18 protein-coding genes and 1 pseudogene are annotated in these 21,185 nt (G+C 43.3%); 17 read left to right on the top strand and 2 right to left on the bottom strand.

The features are described 5' to 3' along the window. The first annotated feature begins 8 nt into the window (after window positions 1-8). The 14 genes and pseudogenes from C6348_RS12545 (at window position 9) to C6348_RS12610 (ending at window position 14,559) form a co-directional block, all read left to right on the top strand. Window positions 9-590, top strand: coding sequence for a TerD family protein (locus C6348_RS12545; RefSeq protein WP_034664247.1), 582 nt, complete (start codon window positions 9-11; stop codon window positions 588-590). A 40-nt stretch (window positions 591-630) separates the two neighbouring features. Beyond that, window positions 631-1,209: a TerD family protein gene (locus C6348_RS12550; RefSeq protein WP_034664245.1), complete on the top strand. Its 579-nt coding sequence runs from the start codon at window positions 631-633 to the stop codon at window positions 1,207-1,209. 140 nt (window positions 1,210-1,349) lie between these two features. Continuing rightward, complete coding sequence (locus C6348_RS12555; RefSeq protein ID WP_034664243.1) at window positions 1,350-2,129, top strand: TerC family protein; 780 nt, start codon at window positions 1,350-1,352, stop codon at window positions 2,127-2,129. 94 nt (window positions 2,130-2,223) lie between these two features. Beyond that, complete coding sequence (locus C6348_RS12560) at window positions 2,224-3,414, top strand: HpcH/HpaI aldolase/citrate lyase family protein (protein WP_106043353.1); 1,191 nt, start codon at window positions 2,224-2,226, stop codon at window positions 3,412-3,414. After that, complete coding sequence (locus C6348_RS12565; RefSeq protein ID WP_106043355.1) at window positions 3,404-4,735, top strand: phosphoribosyltransferase family protein; 1,332 nt, start codon at window positions 3,404-3,406, stop codon at window positions 4,733-4,735. The genes C6348_RS12560 and C6348_RS12565 overlap by 11 nt, the downstream gene beginning before the upstream one ends. Continuing rightward, on the top strand, window positions 4,728-5,837 hold the full coding sequence (locus C6348_RS12570; RefSeq protein WP_106043357.1) for a cysteine protease StiP family protein: 1,110 nt from the start codon (window positions 4,728-4,730) through the stop codon (window positions 5,835-5,837). Before C6348_RS12565 ends, C6348_RS12570 begins: the two co-directional genes overlap by 8 nt. Further along, on the top strand, window positions 5,834-6,649 hold the full coding sequence (locus tag C6348_RS12575) for an HAD family hydrolase (protein WP_106043358.1): 816 nt from the start codon (window positions 5,834-5,836) through the stop codon (window positions 6,647-6,649). The genes C6348_RS12570 and C6348_RS12575 overlap by 4 nt, the downstream gene beginning before the upstream one ends. Before the next feature lie 70 nt (window positions 6,650-6,719). Beyond that, window positions 6,720-8,336: a YceG family protein gene (locus C6348_RS12580; protein ID WP_106043360.1), complete on the top strand. Its 1,617-nt coding sequence runs from the start codon at window positions 6,720-6,722 to the stop codon at window positions 8,334-8,336. A 14-nt stretch (window positions 8,337-8,350) separates the two neighbouring features. Beyond that, a complete protein-coding gene (locus tag C6348_RS12585; protein WP_003217200.1) occupies window positions 8,351-9,445 on the top strand; it encodes a toxic anion resistance protein in 1,095 nt (364 codons plus the stop codon). A gap of 400 nt (window positions 9,446-9,845) precedes the next feature. Continuing rightward, window positions 9,846-11,114: a glycine/proline betaine ABC transporter ATP-binding protein OpuAA gene (opuAA, locus tag C6348_RS12590; protein ID WP_034664221.1), complete on the top strand. Its 1,269-nt coding sequence runs from the start codon at window positions 9,846-9,848 to the stop codon at window positions 11,112-11,114. A 10-nt stretch (window positions 11,115-11,124) separates the two neighbouring features. After that, window positions 11,125-11,970, top strand: coding sequence for a glycine/proline betaine ABC transporter permease subunit OpuAB (gene opuAB / locus C6348_RS12595; protein WP_034664471.1), 846 nt, complete (start codon window positions 11,125-11,127; stop codon window positions 11,968-11,970). Then, on the top strand, window positions 11,970-12,851 hold the full coding sequence (locus C6348_RS12600) for a glycine betaine ABC transporter substrate-binding protein (protein WP_034664219.1): 882 nt from the start codon (window positions 11,970-11,972) through the stop codon (window positions 12,849-12,851). Before opuAB ends, C6348_RS12600 begins: the two co-directional genes overlap by 1 nt. 106 nt (window positions 12,852-12,957) lie before the next feature. Continuing rightward, window positions 12,958-13,713, top strand: coding sequence for an alpha/beta fold hydrolase (locus C6348_RS12605; protein WP_223251574.1), 756 nt, complete (start codon window positions 12,958-12,960; stop codon window positions 13,711-13,713). Window positions 13,714-13,836: 123 nt separating this feature from the next. Further along, window positions 13,837-14,559: pseudogene (locus C6348_RS12610) on the top strand (SDR family oxidoreductase). Window positions 14,560-14,607: 48 nt separating this feature from the next. On the opposite strand, the gene C6348_RS12615 reads toward C6348_RS12610, so the two are convergent. After that, a complete protein-coding gene (locus tag C6348_RS12615; protein ID WP_106043362.1) occupies window positions 14,608-15,735 on the bottom strand; it encodes a M20 peptidase aminoacylase family protein in 1,128 nt (375 codons plus the stop codon). 153 nt (window positions 15,736-15,888) lie between these two features. Here C6348_RS12615 and C6348_RS12620 point away from each other — a divergent pair, with 153 nt between their 5' ends. The 3 genes from C6348_RS12620 to C6348_RS12630 all read left to right on the top strand — a co-directional run bounded on the left by C6348_RS12620 (window position 15,889) and on the right by C6348_RS12630 (window position 20,146). Further along, entirely contained in the window at window positions 15,889-17,319 is a 1,431-nt protein-coding gene (locus tag C6348_RS12620; protein ID WP_106043363.1) for a YfcC family protein, read from the top strand. 217 nt (window positions 17,320-17,536) lie between these two features. Beyond that, a complete protein-coding gene (locus C6348_RS12625; RefSeq protein ID WP_060595484.1) occupies window positions 17,537-18,484 on the top strand; it encodes an L-lactate dehydrogenase in 948 nt (315 codons plus the stop codon). 39 nt (window positions 18,485-18,523) lie between these two features. Further along, on the top strand, window positions 18,524-20,146 hold the full coding sequence (locus C6348_RS12630; protein WP_106043365.1) for an L-lactate permease: 1,623 nt from the start codon (window positions 18,524-18,526) through the stop codon (window positions 20,144-20,146). Window positions 20,147-20,185: 39 nt separating this feature from the next. On the opposite strand, the gene C6348_RS12635 is transcribed toward C6348_RS12630, so the two are convergent. Beyond that, on the bottom strand, window positions 20,186-21,175 hold the full coding sequence (locus C6348_RS12635; protein ID WP_034664207.1) for a LacI family DNA-binding transcriptional regulator: 990 nt from the start codon (window positions 21,173-21,175) through the stop codon (window positions 20,186-20,188). Window positions 21,176-21,185 lie beyond the last annotated feature (10 nt).

Consider the following 21,185-nt stretch of genomic DNA (forward strand, 5'->3'; position numbering starts at 1 on the left):
GATTCCTAGTGGGAATTTCTTTAGCGAAAGGTCAAAAAATTGATTTAACAAAAACGAATCCAGGTTTAACGAAAGTGGTCGTCGGTCTTGGCTGGGACGTCAATAAGTATGACGGCGGACATGACTTTGATCTAGACGCAAGTGTATTTCTTTTAGATGCAGCAGGTAAGGCAAGCTCTCCATCGGATTTTGTCTTTTACAATCAAACAACTGGCGGTGGCGGCAGTGTCGTACATACAGGCGATAATCGCACTGGTGAAGGAGACGGAGATGACGAGCAAGTCAATATCGACTTATCAGCTGTACCAGCGAGTATTGAGAAGATTTCATTTGTCATTACGATTCATGATGCGGAAGCGCGCAGTCAAAATTTCGGACAAGTAACGAACGCATATGTGCGTATTTTAAATGCGGCATCAAATGAAGAACTCATTCGCTACGATTTGGCAGAGGACTTCTCCATCGAGACAGCGATTATTGTAGGTGAATTATACCGTCATGGCGGGGAATGGAAATTCTCAGCTGTCGGATCGGGCTATCAAGGCGGACTTGCCCGCATTGCAACGGACTTCGGTTTAGATATCGGGTAACGGCTAGTTTCATATTTTCAAAGACAGGAGAGGTACGAATATGGCGATTCAGCTTTCAAAAGGACAACGTGTCGATTTAACAAAAACCAACCCAGGGCTGACGAAAGTGATGATCGGTCTTGGCTGGGATACGAATAAATATTCTGGTGGAGCCGAATTTGATTTGGACGCTTCGGCTTTCTTAGTCGATGCAAACAATCGTTGTCAGCAAGACACAGATTTTGTCTTCTATAATAACCTTCAGCACCCAAGCGGCAGTGTCACTCATACAGGTGATAACCGGACGGGCGAAGGAGATGGAGATGATGAGCAAATTCTCGTTGATTTCTCAAAAATTCCTGCTAACATTGATCGTATCGGAATTACAGTTACGATTCATGATGCAGAGACGCGCAGCCAGAATTTTGGACAAGTCTCTAATGCGTTTGTTCGTGTTGTAAATGAAGAGGGCGGGGAAGAATTGATTCGCTTTGATTTAGGGGAAGACTTCTCAATTGAAACAGCTGTTGTGGTATGTGAGTTGTACCGCCACGGAAGCGATTGGAAGTTTAACGCCATCGGAAGCGGATTCTCTGGCGGACTTGCAGCTCTTTGTCAAAATTATGGGTTAGAAGTGTAAACGATAGAAACAAATCGATTCAAGTGGCGCTGCCAATGACTCATATGAGGGCCTTTTCCAAAGTGAGAAAGAAACAGCGGTCAAGAATAACAGCAGGCGAAAGCCTGCTGATGCTTCTACACTTATAGGAGGAAAACCAGTTGGATATTTTGAAACATATGTTGGACACGTATGCCTCGTTTTTTGATTGGCATATGTGGGCAGAGGTATTAACAAACCCTGTCTCTTGGGGGCTCATTGGGACCCTTGTTGTGCTTGAAGGATTGTTATCAGCAGATAACGCGCTTGTATTAGCTGTCATGGTGAAACATTTACCAGAAAAGCAGCGTAAAAAGGCATTAACCTACGGATTAATTGGTGCTTATTTCTTCCGTTTTCTATTCATTGGCGTAGGGATGCTGCTTATTAAGTTCTGGTGGATTAAGGTCCTCGGAGCTGCATATTTAGCATGGCTTGTCATTAAGCACTTCTGGTTAGGTGACGGCGATGACGAAGCGAAGGAATTGAAAAAAGAAGGCTGGATGGTTCGTGTATTTGGCGTGTTCTGGGCAACCGTTATTTCTGTGGAAATTATGGACCTTGCCTTCTCGGTGGACAGTATTCTTGCGGCATTCGCTGTATCTGAGGAAGTATGGATTCTGCTATTAGGCGGAATGCTTGGAATTCTCATGATGCGTACAGTGGCACAGTTATTCCTTGTCCTCATTGACCGTATTCCAGAGCTTGAGAATACAGCGTTTATTCTCATTGGAATTATTGCCATCAAAATGGGCTTAAGTGCTGCTCATATTGAAATTCCGCATGTCGCATTCTTTGCAATTATTATCCTAGCATTTATCGGGACGTTTATTGTTCATAAAATCAATAAGAAGAAACATCAAGATGTGACAAACGAAGCTGCGGCTTCAAAAGAAGAATAGGACGATCAAAAAGGAATGGAGTTGACTAGCGGCTCCATCCTTTTTTGAATCATCAGGCCATTTATTTTCTCTAAACAACAGGAGGTGGCACAGCATGCGGTATTTTCGATTTTTATCAGAGGCGAGGCAGCACGATCTTTTTTTCAAGCGGCCAGGAGCGATGCATTCACTGACACCGAGGTATGTACTTGCGCATGCATTAGGTGCTACTTTGTATATGCCTGCGACAAGACAAGATATAGCAGATATGCTGCTGTCACAGAAATATGAAGCGCTTTGCTCTGTTGTATTTTGCTTGGAGGATGCCATCGGTGATCAAGAAGTGGACATGGCCGAACAGAATCTAGTGACACAATTGGCCAGTCTCAAAGAGAAAGTAACGCATGCTCCTGAAACGGCTGAACATTTGCCTCTTTTATTTATTCGAGTTCGTTCGCCGAAACAGCTGCTTAAAATGGCAGACTTGCTCGGTTCCTCTCTTCAATTACTTACCGGTTTTGTGTTCCCGAAGTGTTCAGTTCATAATGCGAAGGATTATTTGGACAGTCTGAAACAGGCATCGTCCCAAACGCGGACAACACTTTATGGGATGCCCATTTTGGAAACACCCGATTTATTAGAAAAAGAAACAAGAGATACGGTGTTGTCTGAGTTAAAGCAGATCTTGCTGAATGACGAGGAATATATTTTGAATATTCGCATTGGGGCGACGGATCTTTGTGGTTTGTACGGTATTCGCCGTGATCGTGACACGACCATCTATGAGATCAAATTGATTGCAGATTTAATCACAGATATCATCAATTATTTTGGGCGTTCCTTTGTAATATCTGGGGCTGTGTGGGAGCATTTTGGCCCTGCTCGAAAGGAACAAAAGCCATTCATCCGTGCGCTTTCTCATAGGAGCGGTGAACCGTCTTTATCTGAATTTGATGACGTACAAGGTTTACTCAAGGAGACAAAACTCGATGTGGCTAACGGCATTCATGGCAAGACGGTCATTCATCCAACACATCTTAAGCCGGTGCAAAGCATGTATGTTGTGACGAAGGAAGAGTATATGGATGCATTAAGCATTCTTGAACATGCAGACGGCACAGTTGGCGTAATGAAGAGTACCTTCTCTAATAAAATGAATGAAACGAAGCCGCATTACCGGTGGGCAGAGCACATTTTAATTAAGTCAGATATTTACGGGGTGTTTCATGAAAATAGAAGCTATATCGACATACTCACAGAAGCAGAAGCCGCATACGCTGAGCATCTTGGAACATATGGAAGTTGAGCTTGATCTCAAAGAAGGTGCGCTTCAGCTGGAAAAAGAGCATCTTTTTGACATGGCAGCAAGAGTGAACAAAAAAAGAGCCTTTTTATTCGTTAGTAAGGTGCTCGGTAAGCATATTCCTGTTCATCCAGTAAAACCGCTTCTTGTCTCGGGTCTTTTAGCCATGGCGTATGCACAAGAGCAAACAGGCAAGACGTCTCCGCATCAAGACCTTTTAGTAGAAGCACTCAAGACGGATGACCACACGGCATTAACTAAAGCCTACGAAGCACTCAAAAAAGAGAAGCTTTCATCAGGAAAACAGCCGATCGTGATCGGCTTTGCAGAAACAGCAACAGCACTGGGGCATGGTGTTTATGACGTAATAGAAGGAGCATCTTACATCCATACGACACGTGAACAGCTGCTGGATCTTGATCCTTCATTGGTATTTGAAGAAGAGCATTCGCATGCAACGGATCAGCTTTGTTATGCAGACGAAGCATTACTTCGCACAGACCGTCCCATCGTGCTAGTAGATGATGAAGTCACGACAGGCCGTACGAATATCAATATCATTCGGGACCTTCATGCAAAGCACCCGCGGCATTCTTACACGATTCTTTCCATTTTGGACTGGCGGACTGAGGAGCACGAGAAAGCCATGTGTGAGCTTGAAGAGGAGCTTGGTATTCACATCACATCATTGTCTTTATTAAAAGGGCAAATGGTCTTTCGGGGCAAAACGCTGGATGAGCCAGCTTATTCGTATGAGATTGCAGAGCAAGAGAATCGGCCAAGTCTCTCTGTTCACTCCCTTCAATCTTTCTTTAAGCACGAGCCGTATGCACTTTCTCATGCAGCAAATTCGGCGGGTCATTCGCCATATATACATGAAACGGGCCGTTTTGGTTTAAACGCAGCAGATACGGCAGCCATCGACCAAGCAGCTGCAGAGGCTGGGCTGAAACTGAAGAAGGAACGCAAAGGAAAGCAGACACTTTGTTTAGGAACAGGTGAGCTGATGTATGTGCCGATGAGACTGGCTGCACATATGGGTGAAGGCGTTCTCTTTCATTCAACGACGAGAAGCCCAATTCACCCTGTTGAAAAGGATGGATACGCTGTTCAAAATGGGTTTACCTTTGTGAGTCCAGAGGATGCCCGAATTCAGCACTACGTGTACAACATACCAAAAGATCAATACGATGATGTATTTCTCTTTTTTGAGAAAAAGGTCTCTCAGGAGGCATTGCGTCCGCTTGTTCACTTATTTGCAGAGCGGCATGTGAAGCATGTGCATATTGTGACTTTATCAGACGAGGTGAAGGTGAATGGCTAATGTGTATACAAAGATGGGAAGCTATCCAGAGCAGGATGTAACCTTCTTACTCAAAGATTTATCATCCATTGAGATGGAGAAAAGTACAGAAGAGCGGGAGCGTTCGATTCAGAGCGGTACGCATTATTCAGAAATGCTGCCGATTGAGTATAAACCAACGGAATCTTATATGGATTTATTCTATCAATCTCTGAAAGAAAGTAAGGAAAAGGTAGCAGAAGCAGTAGCTGTGGTAGCAGAACAGATTGTGAAAAAGCGAGGCTTCCAAACGGTTCTTTGCAGTTTGGCTAGGGCGGGAACGCCGATCGGGGTGCTCATCAAACGATATATTCGAAAGACATATGGTCTTGAACTGCCTCATTACAGCATCTCTATTATTCGTGACCGAGGAATAGATGAGAATGCGCTGCATTATATGCTCAAAGAACATCCGGGCTTTGAGGTTGCCTTTATTGATGGATGGACCGGAAAAGGTGCGATTTCGAGAGAGCTCCAAAAAGCTGTGATTGATTTTGAAAGAAAGTATGATATTCGTCTTTCTAGTGAACTGACTGTACTAGCTGACCCTGGCTATTGTACAAATGTCTACGGAACGAGAGAGGACTTTCTCATTCCAAGTGCCTGCCTGAATTCGACGGTATCTGGACTTGTCAGTCGAACGGTACTAAACAACCGCTGGATCAGTGCCGATGATTTCCATGGGGCGAAGTATTATGAAGAGCTGCTTGATGAGGATGTGTCCAATCTGTATGTGGATACAATTGAAGAAGCATTTTCTAGCCTCGAACCAAATGTACGTGAGAAAGCAGAGACCATCCTCACACAGGGAATGCCTGCGGACTGGCGGGGGATGGCGTCCATTGAAGCGATCGGTCAGGAGTTTCAAATTAAAAATACCCATTTGATTAAGCCGGGTGTTGGTGAGACGACCCGTGTGCTGCTTAGAAGAATCCCTTGGAAAATCCTGATTCAGCCGGGGTCTCAGGAGAAGCTGAAGCATATTTTGCTTCTGGCAGAGGACAGAGGCGTTCCTGTCATTGAATATGCCAATATGTCCTACACGTGCTGTGGGCTCATTCGTCCGCTGGAGCAGACGTCATGAAGACATGTGCGTTTGCTAGTGATTTAGACCGGACACTGATTTACTCACATCGAGTGCTGGATCAGTATGAGTATGAAGGAGATTATGATTTAGTTGAGGTGCTGGATGAACGGCCGCTTTCCTATATGTCGGTTGAAACGAAAAAATCCTTGCAGACAATCCATCAACTGGGCTGGTTCATTCCAGTGACGACAAGAACGACTGCTCAGTATGAACGGATCACCTTCTTTCAGCAAAAGCTCAAACCGGAGTATGCCGTTACGACAAATGGGGGCTGTATCCTTCATCACGGAAAGCCGCTTGAGGATTGGCAGGTTATCGTTGATGAGAGGCTCAAAGCGTGTATGTCAGTCAGAGAGATGCTGAGAGCCATCTCCGACCTTCCAGTTGCGGCATGGGTGAAGCGTACCCGGACAGCAGAGGGAAGATTTCTTTATTTGATAATGAAAGATGAGTATTTATCTCGCATTCCACTTGCTGAATTGAAGCTGTGGGGCGAGGAAAGAGGCTGGCAGGTTTCTCTTCAAGGACGGAAGCTTTATTTTATTCCGGAGCCGCTGAATAAGTGGGATGCTGTTGCTTTTTTAAAGGAACGGCTGGAGCTTGAATATGTATATGGTGCAGGCGATTCCCTTTTAGATGCAGGTCTTATTCGTCAGGCGGATATGGGCTTTGCCCCGAGGCATGGAGAAGTGCTCGACTTTGACCCACTACTTGAGCCGACAGCAGCATCGGGCATGGCAGCAGCAGATGAAATCACCGCTTGTGTCATGAAGCAGATGACGACCGTAAAAAAGCCTTCGATTCGATAGCAGAAGTAGAAGGGTGAATGATATGATAGTAGTAGCTTTCGAGAAAATATAGGAGAAAGGAAGGAGCGGCGTGAGTTATAAAGAAATCAATGTCAACCATACACGGGCGGAGCAGGAAGCCTGGAAAAACGTGCTGAAAAAGCCGCTCCCTGAAAGAGACGGTTATGTAAAGGACGAGCATACATTGTCCTTGCCGCGTCTCGCCGCCCGGGTCCTTGGAACTCCGCATGATGCAACCGATTATTTTATTTATTTACATGAATTATATGAAACAGATGGCGTTCATATTTTAAGTGAAACGCTCAATCGTCATATTGAGCCGGAGCATTTTCAAGCGCTTCAACGCATTCATTTGATTAACCAAGAAGAAAAGGGATTATCCGTGAATCGCTTTGTGGCTTTTTTAGATGGTGAACAGCTGATTGTACGCCATCCAAACCCTGTGATGAACCGGCATATCCGCCTTTCATTGATCAAGGTGTTTGAGCATTTCAAACAGATGCATGAGGGTGGATTTCAGCATCCCGATTTCCGCCGGGTTCTGCTGGATGTAGTGAAGTTTTCAAATAATCATCTAGGTCCATGGCTGAAGGAAGTCAATATAGAAGAAAAAATGCCGGCTGTCATTTGGTATGGAGAGGCGAATAAAAGTCAGCTTTATTTTCTTTACTATGTCATGCTGATTGGCTGTGATGTTGTGCTATTTCATCCAGAGGGCGAGGATTCGTTCCGCGAATTAGATCCAGAAGAAAAGCTGACTTTTATTGATCAGTATCCGGGAAATTCAAAGCTTGAACCGTTCCCTACTGAAAAGTCTGAGAGGAAATCAACGGTGGCGTACCGCTCGACAAGAGAGCTTGATGAGGTGCTCCACACGGAAGATTCAATGCTGTATAAGCCGTGGCAATTCAGAGATCATACCCCTCATTCCATTACGCTGAAGACAACGTATGATGAGCTGTTTTTAATTGCAAAGGAACGTTCCTTTATCCGCCCTAATTTTCAAGCAGATCGGGACACGATACAGATTCCGAATCTCTTTGCGAAAATGATGGGGATCACACGAGACAAGCGTGAATACTGGGATCGTATCCATACGTTAATGGAAGGGAAAGAGACGAAGACCATTCGCCATTTTCCTTTTACGAAAGAAGTGTCTTCGAATTATCAATTTCATTATCAGCATGCCCTTTCTTCTGCTGGAGAGATTGATCCTGAATTATTAATGAAAAGCAATGTATGGCAGTTTTCTCATCTATATGAGGGCGCGCAGCGTGCGATAGCAGAGGCGATATCTCGAATCTGTCAGCATCCAAAGCTATTAAAAGAAGGCAATGAGACCGAATTAGATGTCCGTATTTATTTATTCAAACAGATACTGCATATCGGTCAGGAGCTCATTGAACTCATTCAAACCTTTGATTATGCACAAACCGTACCGAAAGTGATTTTATACCATACGGAATATAATGGTGAGCTGACTCGTTCTGATGCGGCTGCCCTCATTTTCCTAAACGAAATGGGGGTGGATCTCTTCGTGTATCATCCGGCGGGATACCAGTGTATCGAGCGGTATATAGATGACCAATTATTTGATACCCATTGGCTTGATGAGATGGTCATGAATCAGGAGTTTAAAGAGCCATCCATCGTCAGAAAGTTATTTCAATCCATTAAAAATCGATAAGGAGATCAAAGCTTATGACAAATACAAACGGAAATGACATCATTTCAATTGATAAAGAGGAAATCTCCATTGAGAAGGCAGACGATATCCGCGTTCAGCTTCGAAATGAACCAGAAGTGCAAAATATTGCGAGACAGATCGATGCGAAAAATCAGCTGGAGCTGCTTGAATACGGAAAGCAGCCGGCCGTTGAAATCTCTAAGTTCTCTGATCGTATTCTTTCGATGATGCGTTCAACAAGTGTCACTGACTCAGGAACGATGCTGACGCAGCTTGGAAAAATTATGGATCGTTTTGATAAAAATGATTTTGACGAGCCAAAGGGTGGTTTGTTGTCAAAAATCTTTAAGCGCGGCGGCAGCATGATTGAAAAGATTTTCAGTAAATATCAAACGCTCGGTGCAGAGATTGAAAAAATTAATGTAGAAATCAGTAAATATAAAGACGAAATGACCAAATCGACTGTGACGCTTGAAGAAATGTATGAGCATAACATTCAATACTATATGGAGCTTGAAAAGTATGTTGTTGCAGGTCAAATGAAAATCGAAGAATTAAAGCAATTGGTTCCTTCTTATGAAGAAAAAGCGGCTAGTGGAAACCAGCTGGCACAAATGGAGCTTGATACACTTCGTAACGGCATTCAAGCATTGGAAGAGCGTGTATATGACCTTGATATGGCACGGATGGTGGCTCTTCAAACGGCACCGCAAATTCGTTTGCTGCAGCGTGGGAATACGAAATTAATCGGTAAAATCAACTCAGCGTTCATCATCACCATTCCAATTTTTAAAAATGGGATCATTCAAGCTGTTACAGCGAAGAGACAAAAGCTTGTGGCTGATTCAATGAGTGAGCTGGATAGAAGAACAAATGAAATGCTGAAACGAAATGCTGAAAACATCTCAAGTCAAAGTGTGGAGATTGCCAAATTGTCTGGACGTCCAAGTATCGACATCGAAACGATCGAATCTTCCTTTAATACAATTGTACAAGGGATGAAAGAGACGAAACAGATCGAAGAAGAAAACAAACGATTACGCGAAGATGGAACAAAACGTATGCTTGAATTGCAAGATAATATTAAGCGGGCTGCCCTAGAGTCCTAAAAAATAAGCTGTCTGTAACTAAAGTTGCAGGCAGTTTTTCATGAATTTTATTAAAAATTGAAGAAAAAAGGTTTTTATGTGACCATTTTCGGGTAAATCCTGTTCAGGGGAATGGTTCACCCATGTTTGAAAAAGTTCGCTATGGTGAGGATTCGAGTTAATTTTTTAGCACAATTAGGAATTTCCAGTAAAATATTGTCTGATGAGAGGAAATACCCCGTAAAATATGTAGTTTATGAAGCATTCTATAGGATTTACGAGTAATACGGCGTATAAACTCTAATCACCAGACCTCTATATGGAATTCATACATATTGTGCGGAAATAAGCGAATTCTAAAGATTGTTCGCATCATAACGCTTATGTTACGGTTATAAAGATGCTAATTTGGAGGGAAAATATGAATTCTGAAGAGAGAACTATCAAAATCAAGATAAATAATGTATCTAAAATTTTCGGTAAAAATGCTAAAAAAGCATCTCAAATGCTTGGAAAAGGGAAAACAAAAAGAGAGATCCTAAAAGAGACCGGCGCAACAGTTGGTGTCAATCGAGCAAATTTTGATGTGTATGACGGCGAGATATTTGTCATCATGGGGCTATCAGGGAGCGGAAAGTCCACACTTGTGCGGCTGCTAAATAGGTTAATCGAACCAACCTCCGGAGAAATATTTATTGATGGGGATATGATAACAAATATGTCAAAGGATCAATTGCGTGAAGTCAGACGGAAAAAGATCAGCATGGTCTTCCAAAACTTCGCATTGTTCCCCCACCGTACGATTCTTGAGAACACAGAGTACGGTCTTGAATTACAAGGTGTAGACAAAGAAGAGCGCCGCTCAAAAGCGCTTGAATCCTTAAAGCTTGTTGGACTTGAAGGCTTTGAAGAACAGTACCCAAACCAATTAAGTGGCGGGATGCAGCAGCGTGTTGGATTGGCACGTGCATTAGCAAATGACCCTGACATTTTATTAATGGATGAAGCATTCAGCGCACTCGATCCATTAATTCGTAAAGATATGCAGGATGAATTGCTTGAGCTTCATACATCTGTAGGAAAAACGATCATTTTCATTACCCATGATTTAGATGAGGCGCTTCGGATTGGCGACCGCATTGTGCTCATGAAGGACGGAAATATCGTTCAAATCGGAACACCAGAAGAAATTCTGATGAACCCATCGAATGAATATGTTGAACGTTTCGTTGAAGATGTCGACCTTTCTAAAGTATTAACCGCTGGTCATATTATGAAACGTGCAGAAACAATTCAGATCGACAAAGGGGCACGTGTTGCGCTCACGCTCATGAAAAACCTTGGGATTTCGTCTATCTATGCAGTAGATAAGAAAAAGCATTTATTAGGTGTTATTTCTGCACAAGCAGCGAAAAAGGCGGCAGAAATGGGAGCGTCGCTTGAAACAGTTCTCGATAAAGAATTCACGACAGTATTGGAATCTACGTATTTGACAGAAATCTTTGACGCAGTATCTGATGCAGCAAACATTCCGATTGCCGTTGTCGATGAGAAAAACAGAATGAAGGGTATTGTGGTCAGAGGTGCATTAATTGGTGCGTTATCAGGTAATGATGAGTATATCAACATGTCTTCTAACAAACTTGAGGAAATTAAAACACAAGAGCCTTCTGCACAGGAGGTAGAATAAGATGTTTAGTATGAGTGATTTACCTAGAATTCAGTTCGCGGATTACATTGATCGATTTGTTGACTGGTTAACATTAACGTTTGGTGGTTTCTTTGATGGCATCACAAATGGATTAGCAGGCACAGTAAATGGAATTGTGGCAGCACTTGGTGTGATTCCATCTATTATTTTAACCCTTATTTTTGCCGGCATTGCCTGGTGGATCAGTACAAGAGGAGTTGCTCTTTTCACACTTATTGGATTTTTGCTGATTGACTATTTAGGCTACTGGCATCCAATGCTACAAACACTTGCGCTCGTTTTGACAGCTGTGGTCATTTCCATCGTGATCGGGGTTCCGATCGGTATTTGGGCATCACAGAAGGAAACTGTGCGTAAGATTGTAACACCTATTTTAGATTTAATGCAGACAATGCCTGCATTCGTTTATCTATTACCAGCAATCTTCTTCTTTAACATTGGCGTTGTGCCTGGGGTTGTGGCATCAGTTATTTTCTCCATGCCGCCAACGATTCGTATGACGATTCTCGGTATTAAACAAGTACCAGCTGATTTAATTGAAGCAACAGAAGCATTTGGTTCAACGACATTCCAGCGTTTATTCAAAGTTCAGCTTCCACTTGCAACAAAAACCATCCTAGCTGGTATTAACCAAAGTATCATGCTTGCTCTATCAATGGTCGTCATTGCGGCAATGGTAGGTGCTCCAGGACTTGGTTCGGAAGTATATAGTGCGGTAACGCAGCTGAAAACAGGAATTGGTTTTGAAGCAGGTATTGCCATTGTGATTGTGGCGATTACACTCGACCGTATTACACAAAACATTAAAACGAAAAAAACCAGGGGGAATGCTTAATGTGGAAAAAGTCTCTCTACATTGGGATGACCGCCCTGCTTGTCTTTTTACTAGCCGCTTGTGGCGTGAAGTCAGATTCAAATGCGAGTGCAGCACAGCAGGTGAATAAAACCATTATCGGCATTGATCCGGGTTCAGGGATTATGGCGCTAACGGATCAAGCGAAAAAGGATTACGGCTTAGAGGATTGGACGGTTGTGTCTGCATCAAGTGCAGCTATGACCGCAACGCTCAAGAAATCTTACGACCGTAAAAAGCCAATTATTATCACTGGCTGGAATCCACACTGGATGTTTACTCGCTATGATTTAAAATATTTAGAGGATCCAAAGAAATCTTACGGTGAAGCGGAAGAGATTCATACGATTTCACGTAAAGGTTTTGCAAAAGATCAGCCGGAAGCAGCCAAAATGCTTAGTCAATTTAAATGGTCTCAAGATGACATGGGCGAAGTCATGATGGATATCCAAGATGGTATCAATCCAAAGGATGCCGCCGTTAAATATGTGAAGAAACATAAAGACCAAGTAGCGAAATGGACAAAAGGCGTGAAAAAGTCGAATGGTGACAAAGTCAATCTTGCCTACGTTGCGTGGGATAGTGAGATTGCAAGTACTAATGTCGCTGCAGAAGTACTGCGTGAGCTCGGATTTGAAGTGACCTTGACTCAGGTGGAAGCAGGTCCAATGTGGACAGCAATTGCAACTGGAAGTGCGGATGCCTCATTATCTGCTTGGCTGCCAAATACGCATAAAACGTATGCAGCGAAGTTTAAAGGGAAATATGATGATCTAGGCACAAGTATGAAAGGTCTTCGCATGGGGCTAGTTGTTCCGACATATATGAAGAACGTCAACTCGATTGAGGATTTGAAAAAATAGCCTATAGTGATGAGGTTCCCTTATAATAGAAGGGAGCATATGAAAAAGCAGTCTGCTCAAAAAGCGGCTGCTTTTTTCTTATATAAGGATGGTGGACGAGTTGTCGATGATGGATAAGCCAATCATGATTTTCCTGCATGGCGGAGGAGTCAGCAGCTGGATGTGGCAGGAGCAGATGGAAACATTCAAGGAAGCGTATGAATGCTATACGCCTGATCTGCTTGGTCATGGGACAAGAGCAAATGAACAGTCATTTTCCATGCGAGAAAGCGCTCTTGAAGTCATCTCGTGGTTCAAGCAGCATGCGCACGGCCGTAAAGTGATACTCATTGGATTCTCTCTAGGTGCACAGGTTGCCGTTGAAGTGTTATCGAATGAGCCTGATATCGTAGACATAGCCGTCATCAACAGCGCTCTTGTGATGCCGCTGCCATGGCTTTACTTGATGGTGAGACCTCTTTTACCTCTTACGTATCCATTATTAAAGAAAGATTGGTTTATCCAGCTCCAAGCTGAAAAGATGGGGCTTCCAAACGATGTACTGAATGACTATGCGGCGGATTCGAAGAGTTTGCAGAAGAAAACCCTTCTGACGATGTTTCAAGAAAATCTCCATTACAAGCTCCCAGACACGTTTCAACAAGCGAAGGCACGGATTCTTGTCACAGTGGGAGAAAAGGAAAAAGGTATCATGAAACGGTCAGCAAAGAAAATAACGACATCACATCCGAAGGCAGCAGGTGTCGTCGTTCCTGATATTGGACATACCTTTACGTTTGAAAAGAAAGAACTGTTTATTGATATGATTCAATCCTTTATAGAAGAGCGTGCGTTACCAGTGGAATTAAAGGAAATCAAGTAGCCGAAAGTGAAGACAGGCATAAAAGAGGCAGTTAGATCTTAGAACCTATATGATATAGGCATAAAACGCTTACAGATGAGCTGCAGTCTGACTGAAAGCTCATGAGCCGTAGAAGGAGGAGCTATGAGTAAAAACTATATCATATTCGGTGCGAGTCAAGGCTTAGGGGATGCTTTTGTAAAAGGTCTTCCTTCAAGTGGAGATACAGTTTGGATTGTGTCTCGAAGTGAACCGAGCAGTTTGAACATAGATGACGGTGTACATAGAATTTGGCTGAAAATTGATTTATCAAGCCAAACCCACATCCCTTTTATGCTCGAAGCATTGGAGAATAAAACCATTGATGTTCTCATCTATAACATTGGTTTATGGGAAAAACGAGGCTTTGAAGATGATTATTCATTCGATCACGATCAGCCAGAGGATATCGCTCATTTAATCAATGTGAATGTCACCTCTACGATTACTTACATCCAAGCACTGCTTCCGCACGTAAGGAAATCGGAGAATGGAAAAATCATCGTGATTGGCTCAACGGCGGGACTAGATCATACAAACCTGCCGCAGGTTTCTTTTGTCGCTTCTAAATTTGGCCTGCGCGGAATTGTGAATGCACTGTGAGAACATGTGAGAAAAGATAAAATATCCGTCACCTGTATCAATCCAGGAGAGCTGGCGGCAGAGGTTCCATATGAAGATGGAGCCGAAAAAGCCATCACTCTATATGGTGAAACGAGAATCCCTGTACAGGATATTGTAGAGCTTGCGAGATGTGTGATTCATTTATCAAGGGTATCCTGTGTAAAAGAAATCAACGTCCCAGCCATGACAGATTTGAATGCATAATATAAAGCATACCACCCGTTTAAAGAAAAAACGGGTGGTTTTTTGATTTTATGATGAATGCTGCTGAAGGGTTTGATAGACAGCTTCCGTCAAGATCTCAATGCCGGTAAAGATAGCAGAGCGGTCGAATGTCATATATGGATGATGTAGACCGGGCTCTAGATCACAGCCTAAACCAAGCATCGTGGATTTGATATGCGGAACCTTTGCTGCATAAAAGTGAAAATCCTCTCCGCCTGTCGTGACGATCGGGGGATCGAGCTGTTCTTTGCCTAAAACCTGTTCAATGGCATGAGACATGATCTGGACAGCTTCCTCATTTAAGGTTGCGGCAGGCAGACGGTGATCGGTTGAAAGTGTAATGGAAGCGCCAAAGGCATCCGCTACAGCATGTACGGCTCTTTCAATTTCTTTTTCTAGTTCATCCATCACAACATTTGTTTGTGCCCTGACATCCAATGTAAAAGAAGCTTTGCCAGGGATGATGTTTGAACTGCCTCCGCCAGCATTCAGGTTGGTCATTTTCACAGAATGTGCAACTCTTGGGTCGACATGGATATGCGCGAGTCTCTGTACGAGGGTAGAAGCCACTTCAATGACGTTGACCCCAAGATGCGGGCGTGCACCGTGGGCTTCCTCTCCAATAATTGTGCCGATGTAATGATTACTCGATCCATGCAAAATGGCAGGTGCACAGCGTCCGTTTAATGTTTCTTGAATTGGGCGCACATGCACTCCGTATAAGTAATCAACGTCTGCTAACACACCTTTTTCAATCATTTTCAGCGCGCCGCCGCCTTTTTCCTCAGCAGGCTGAAAAATGAAGCGGATGGTGCCGTTCGGGAGCTCCTTTTCCTTTAATGCCATGAAGGTGCCGAGAGCCATTGTCATGTGTGCATCGTGACCACATGAATGATTGGGTTGAAACTCACCATCTACTTCCTGCCAAAGTGCATCAATATCGGCTCTCACAGCGACCACTGGTGCGCCTTCTCCCATTTCACCGATCACTCCTGTACAGTCGTCAAAAGTTCGAGTCTTGCAGCCCATTTTTTTTAAAATGCCTTCAAGATAAGCCGTCGTATTCGTTTCTTCCCAGCTGATTTCTGGGTGGGCGTGCAGATGTTCAAAGATGTCTGTCACGGTCTGTTGCATTTCGTTTGTCAAAGTTGTCATGAGTAGCCTCCTTGCTGACAGAAAATCTGCCAAAACATTCTTTTAGTGAAATAATATTGATCTTAAATATCATCAGTGTTTATAATATAACACATCATTTGATTATTCAGAAAATTAAGTAAAATTCCGATCGGGACAAAGGGGTTTTGATACATGAAAACAGCGACAGTATCAGCACCAGAGAAACAAAAACGAAAACTTCAAATGCCGGATGCGTATGTTCTCTTATTTATCATTGCGCTCATTTGTACCATTGCAACGTATTTTGTACCAGCGGGTGAGTTTGACCGAAAGACATCAGGGGAAATCACAACAGCTGTTCCTGGCAGCTATCACCGCATTGATCAATCACCCGTAAGTCCCGTTGGCTTTTTTACAGCCATTCAGGAAGGGATGGTAGGGTCCTCTTCTATTATTTTTCTCATTCTATTTACTGGCGGAACCATTGCCATTTTGGAGAAAACAGGTGCCATTAACGGAATGATTCACCATGTCATCAGCAGGTTTCAAACGAAGCAATTATTGTTTATTTGTATTGTTGGAGGATTATTTTCGGTGCTTGGAACGACCGGCATTGTCGTGAACTCTGTTATAGGATTTATTCCAATCGGGATCATTGTGGCAAGGTCCTTGAAATGGGACGCTGTGGCAGGAGCAGCGGTCATTTACATCGGCTGTTATGCTGGATTTAACGCAACCATTTTGTCTCCATCTCCACTAGGTTTATCTCAAACGATTGCAGAGCTGCCGATCTTTTCTGGCATTGGCCTGCGTGTCATTATTTATCTTTGCTTTCTTATATCTAGTATTGTGTACATCTATTTATATACAAGACGCCTGAAGAATAAAGAAAAGGGAAGCCTTCTTGGTGATCAATGGTTTCCTGCGAAGGGGCTTGGCGGAGCTGATGCGGAATCTGTGGACAAGCCTGCATTTACCGGCAGACATAAGCTGATTTTAGCGGTGTGCGGATTGTCTCTTGGGGGCTTCTTATATGGCGCGCTTCAGCTTGGCTGGACCGATAAGGAAATGGCAGGTGTGTTCATTTATATGGCCATTGCTGCTGGATTGCTTGGCGGATTAGCAGCCAATGATATTGCGAAAACATTTATTGTCGGCTGTCAAAGCCTTGTTTACGGTGCACTCATTGTCGGAATGGCACGCTGCATTTCTGTCATTTTGGAAAACGGTAAGCTGCTTGATACCGTGGTCAATGGCTTGGCGAGTATGCTGACAGGATTTAGTCCAATTGCTGGTGCGATTGGGATGTATATTGCGAGTGCACTTCTTCACTTTTTGATTTCATCAGGATCAGGAGAAGCGGTTGTCTTTATTCCAATTCTTGCGCCACTGGCTGATTTAATGGGCATCACAAGACAGGTAGCTGTTGAAGCGGTTATGCTTGGCGAAGGGGTCGTCAACTGTATCAATCCGACGTCAGGTGTGTTGATGGCTGTGCTTGCTGCAAGTGGTATTCCTTATGTGAAGTGGCTGCGTTTTATGGTGCCGCTTGCGCTCATTTGGTTTGTCATTGGCCTTGTCTTTATTTGTATCGGCGTTATGATCAACTGGGGACCTTATTAAACATGTATAAAGCTGCTGACAATTGTTTGGCAGCTTTTTTCTTGTGGAAATATGCATGGAGACAGCGCTTTGAAAGCACAATAAGTGTGTTCACAAATTCGCTACATATTTTTTTTGAGCAGCCCCCTTGCAAAAGTTTGTGAAGTGTTGCACAATAAGAATGTGAAATACTTCACATACAAAAAACAACCTAGTTTTACTCAGGAGGATGAGATAAATGACAAACGAAAAAGTAAACAAAGTAGCACTTATTGGAGCAGGTTTTGTAGGCAGCAGTTATGCCTTTACATTAATAAATCAAGCGATCACAGATGAATTGGTTGTCATCGATTTAAATCAAGATAAAGCAATGGGTGACGTCATGGATTTAAACCACGGGAAAGCATTTGCTCCGCATCCTGTGAATACATGGTATGGAGATTATGAGGATTGTAAGGATGCAGACATTGTATGTATCTGTGCTGGTGCGAACCAAAAGCCAGGTGAAACGAGACTTGACCTTGTTGAGAAAAATTTAAATATATTTAAAGGCATTGTAGACAATGTGATGAAAAGTGGATTCGATGGTATTTTCTTAGTCGCCACGAACCCTGTTGATATTTTGACATATGCCACTTGGAAATTCAGTGGTCTGCCAAAAGAGCGAGTGATTGGCAGTGGAACCACACTTGATACTGCAAGATTTAGATACATGCTCAGTGAGTACTTTGAAGCAGCGGCACACAATGTGCATGCGTACATCATTGGAGAGCATGGGGATACAGAGCTTGCTGTGTGGAGTCATGCGAATATCGGAAGTGTACCCATTACAGAATTAATGAAGAGAAATGATCAATACAAACAAGAAGATTTAGATGAGATGATGGAAAATGTCCGCCATGCCGCTTACCAAATCATTGAGAAAAAAGGCGCCACTTACTACGGCGTAGCGATGAGTTTGGCCCGCATTACAAGAGCGATCCTGCACAATGAAAACAGTATTTTGACCGTCAGCACTTACTTAGATGGAGAGTATGGAGCAGAAGATGTCTACATTGGTGTACCTGCCCTTGTGAATCGAAATGGCGCAACAGAAGTGATGGAGCTTGCACTTAATGATACAGAAAAAGAACAATTCGCACACAGTGTGAATGTGTTAAAAGAGATTTTGGCTCCTCATTTTTAATCAAAAGCAACCTATCTGAGCAGAAAAGGATGAATCACTATGTGGCAGCAAATATATAATCCGTTTGGTCATGAGTTCGTGAGTGCATTGGTAGCAATGCTCCCAATTTTGTTTTTCCTGCTTGCATTAACTGTATTTAAGTTAAAAGGTGTTTTAGCCGCTTGTTTTACCTTAATCGTCAGCTTTGTAACAGCTGTTTTCTTCTTTCATATGCCAATTGAAAAGGCATTATCTGCTGTGCTGCTCGGTATATCTAATGGGCTGTGGCCGATTGGATATATCGTCATCATGGCGGTATGGCTCTATAAAATTGCTGTGAAATCTGGTAAATTCGATGTCATTCGTTCTAGTATTGCAGGAATCTCTCAAGATCAACGTCTTCAGCTATTATTAATTGGTTTTAGTTTTAATGCATTTTTAGAGGGAGCCGCTGGGTTTGGTGTACCGATTGCGATCAGTGCTGCTCTCTTAACAGAGCTTGGGTTTAAACCGCTGAAAGCTGCGATGCTCTGCTTAATTGCCAATGCTGCGTCTGGCGCATTTGGTGCTGTGGGTATCCCAGTCATTACAGGGGCGCAAATGGGCAATATGACGCCGCTTGCGTTATCTCAAACCCTTGTGTATACGATTCCGTTTATTTCATTCTGTATTCCGTTCCTGCTCATTCTCATTGTGGACGGATTCAAAGGGATTAAAGAAACGCTCCCTGCCTTGCTTGTTGTAAGTGGAAGCTATGCCATTTTACAAGCTGTCACAATGGTGACAATGGGTCCTGAGCTTGCCAATATTATTTCAGCTTTAGCAAGTATGGGCATTTTGGCTTTATTTCTTCGAAAATGGCAGCCGAAACACATTTATCGTGAAGAAGGAGCACCAGCCATTGAACAGAAACAAACGTATCGCGGCATTGAAGTGCTGAAAGCATGGTCTCCGTTCTATATTTTAACCGCCATTATTACGGTATGGAGTCTTCCAGCATTTAAAGCATTGTTTGCTGTAGGAGGCCCGCTCAACTGGACAACCATTTTAGTGAAAATGCCTTTTTTGCATCAGCAAATTGTGAAATTACCACCAATTGCACAAACAGAAACACCTATTGATGCGATCTTTAAAATTGATGTCATCAGTGCAACGGGTACTGCCATTCTGATTGCGGTGATGCTGACAGGTTTGTTTAGCAGACATATTACATTAACAGAAGGAGCTGCCTGCTTAAAAGCATCAGTGAAAGAGCTTTGGGTACCTGTTCTCACCATTTGTTTTGTCATGGGCTTTGCCAACTTGGCGAACTTCGCTGGACTAAGTTCAGCCATTGGGCTTGCACTTGCCAAAACAGGCGATTTGTTCCCGCTTGTCAGCCCGGTGCTTGGCTGGATCGGGGTGTTTATTACAGGATCTGTCGTGAGTAACAACGCCTTATTCGGCAACCTTCAAGCGGTCACTGCTTCTCAAATCGGCTCACAGGCAGGTTTGTTAATCGGGGCAAATACAACTGGCGGGGTCATGGCAAAATTAATTTCTCCACAATCCATCGCCATAGCTACAGCAGCTGTTGGAGAAACAGGTAAAGAATCTGAGCTCTTCCAAAAGACCGTGAAGTACAGCTTCATCCTGCTCGGCATTGTGTGTATATGGACATTCATTCTTGCTCTATTTGTATAGGTTTAAAAAAAGACTGAGACAGCTCTCAGTCTTTTTTGTTTATGTCGATTCCCTTGTCACAAGCCGGGTAGGCAGCTGGATATGTTCACGCTGTAATGGTTTTTGGTCTTGCAGGATCTCGATTATTTGCTGCACAGACCGCTGGCCAAGCTCTACGATCGGGATGTCAATTGTGGTGATTGTTGGAGCTGTCACCTCGCAAATGTCTTGATTGTCATAGCCGATCACCGCTAGATCCTTAGGGATTTGATAACCGTATGAAATGGCCTGTTTAATGAGCCCTGCTGCGACTTGATCATTACCCGTGAAAATGGCATCAGGTGCATTCTTCATGTCATGGATGACATCCATTAAGCGAAAACCGTCTTCAATGGTGAAGGCCTCCCCGAAAAGCCAATCGTCATGCAGCGGCAAGCCGTGTGCAGAAAGTGCATCAAGATAGCCCTGTTTCCTTTGTTTTTGTGCTTCACTGCTTTCAGTATCAAAGCAAAACCCAATCGATCTTCGCCCTGACTGAATCAAGTAGTCAACCGCTTTATAGGCGGCTTCCCGCTCATCGTATCCAATAATCGGGATGTCTGCTGTTTGATGATATTCGTTCGCCATGACAATAGGGCCGTTCGTTAAAAATGGCTCGATCTTTTCCCACGGATTTTCTAATGCCCCTAATATGACCCCATCTACTTCTCTTTTTTTTAATAATTGAAGCCCTTCAAGCTCTAACGATTCCTGATAAAACGTCTGAAGCACGATGGCTTTATAACCTTGATCCAGTACTTCCTTTGATATGCCTTTAATCAATTGTGCAAAAAAAGGATGGTCCACAGCCGGGACAGACACAGCAATGGTTTTTGTCTGATGTGAACGAAGAGTGCGAGCCGCTGAACTCGGTGTATATTCCATTTCTTTCATCACCTGTAAAATGAGCTGACGCTTTTCCTCTGACACATATGGATGATGATTCAGCACTCTGGAAACGGTGGTGGTTGAAACCCCGCAGCGTTTGGCAATTTCATAAATTGTACACATATTAACAAAT

Origin of the sequence: Bacillus sp. YBWC18, from assembly GCF_002998775.1 — a bacterium.
Lineage (GTDB): Bacteria > Bacillota > Bacilli > Bacillales > Bacillaceae > Bacillus.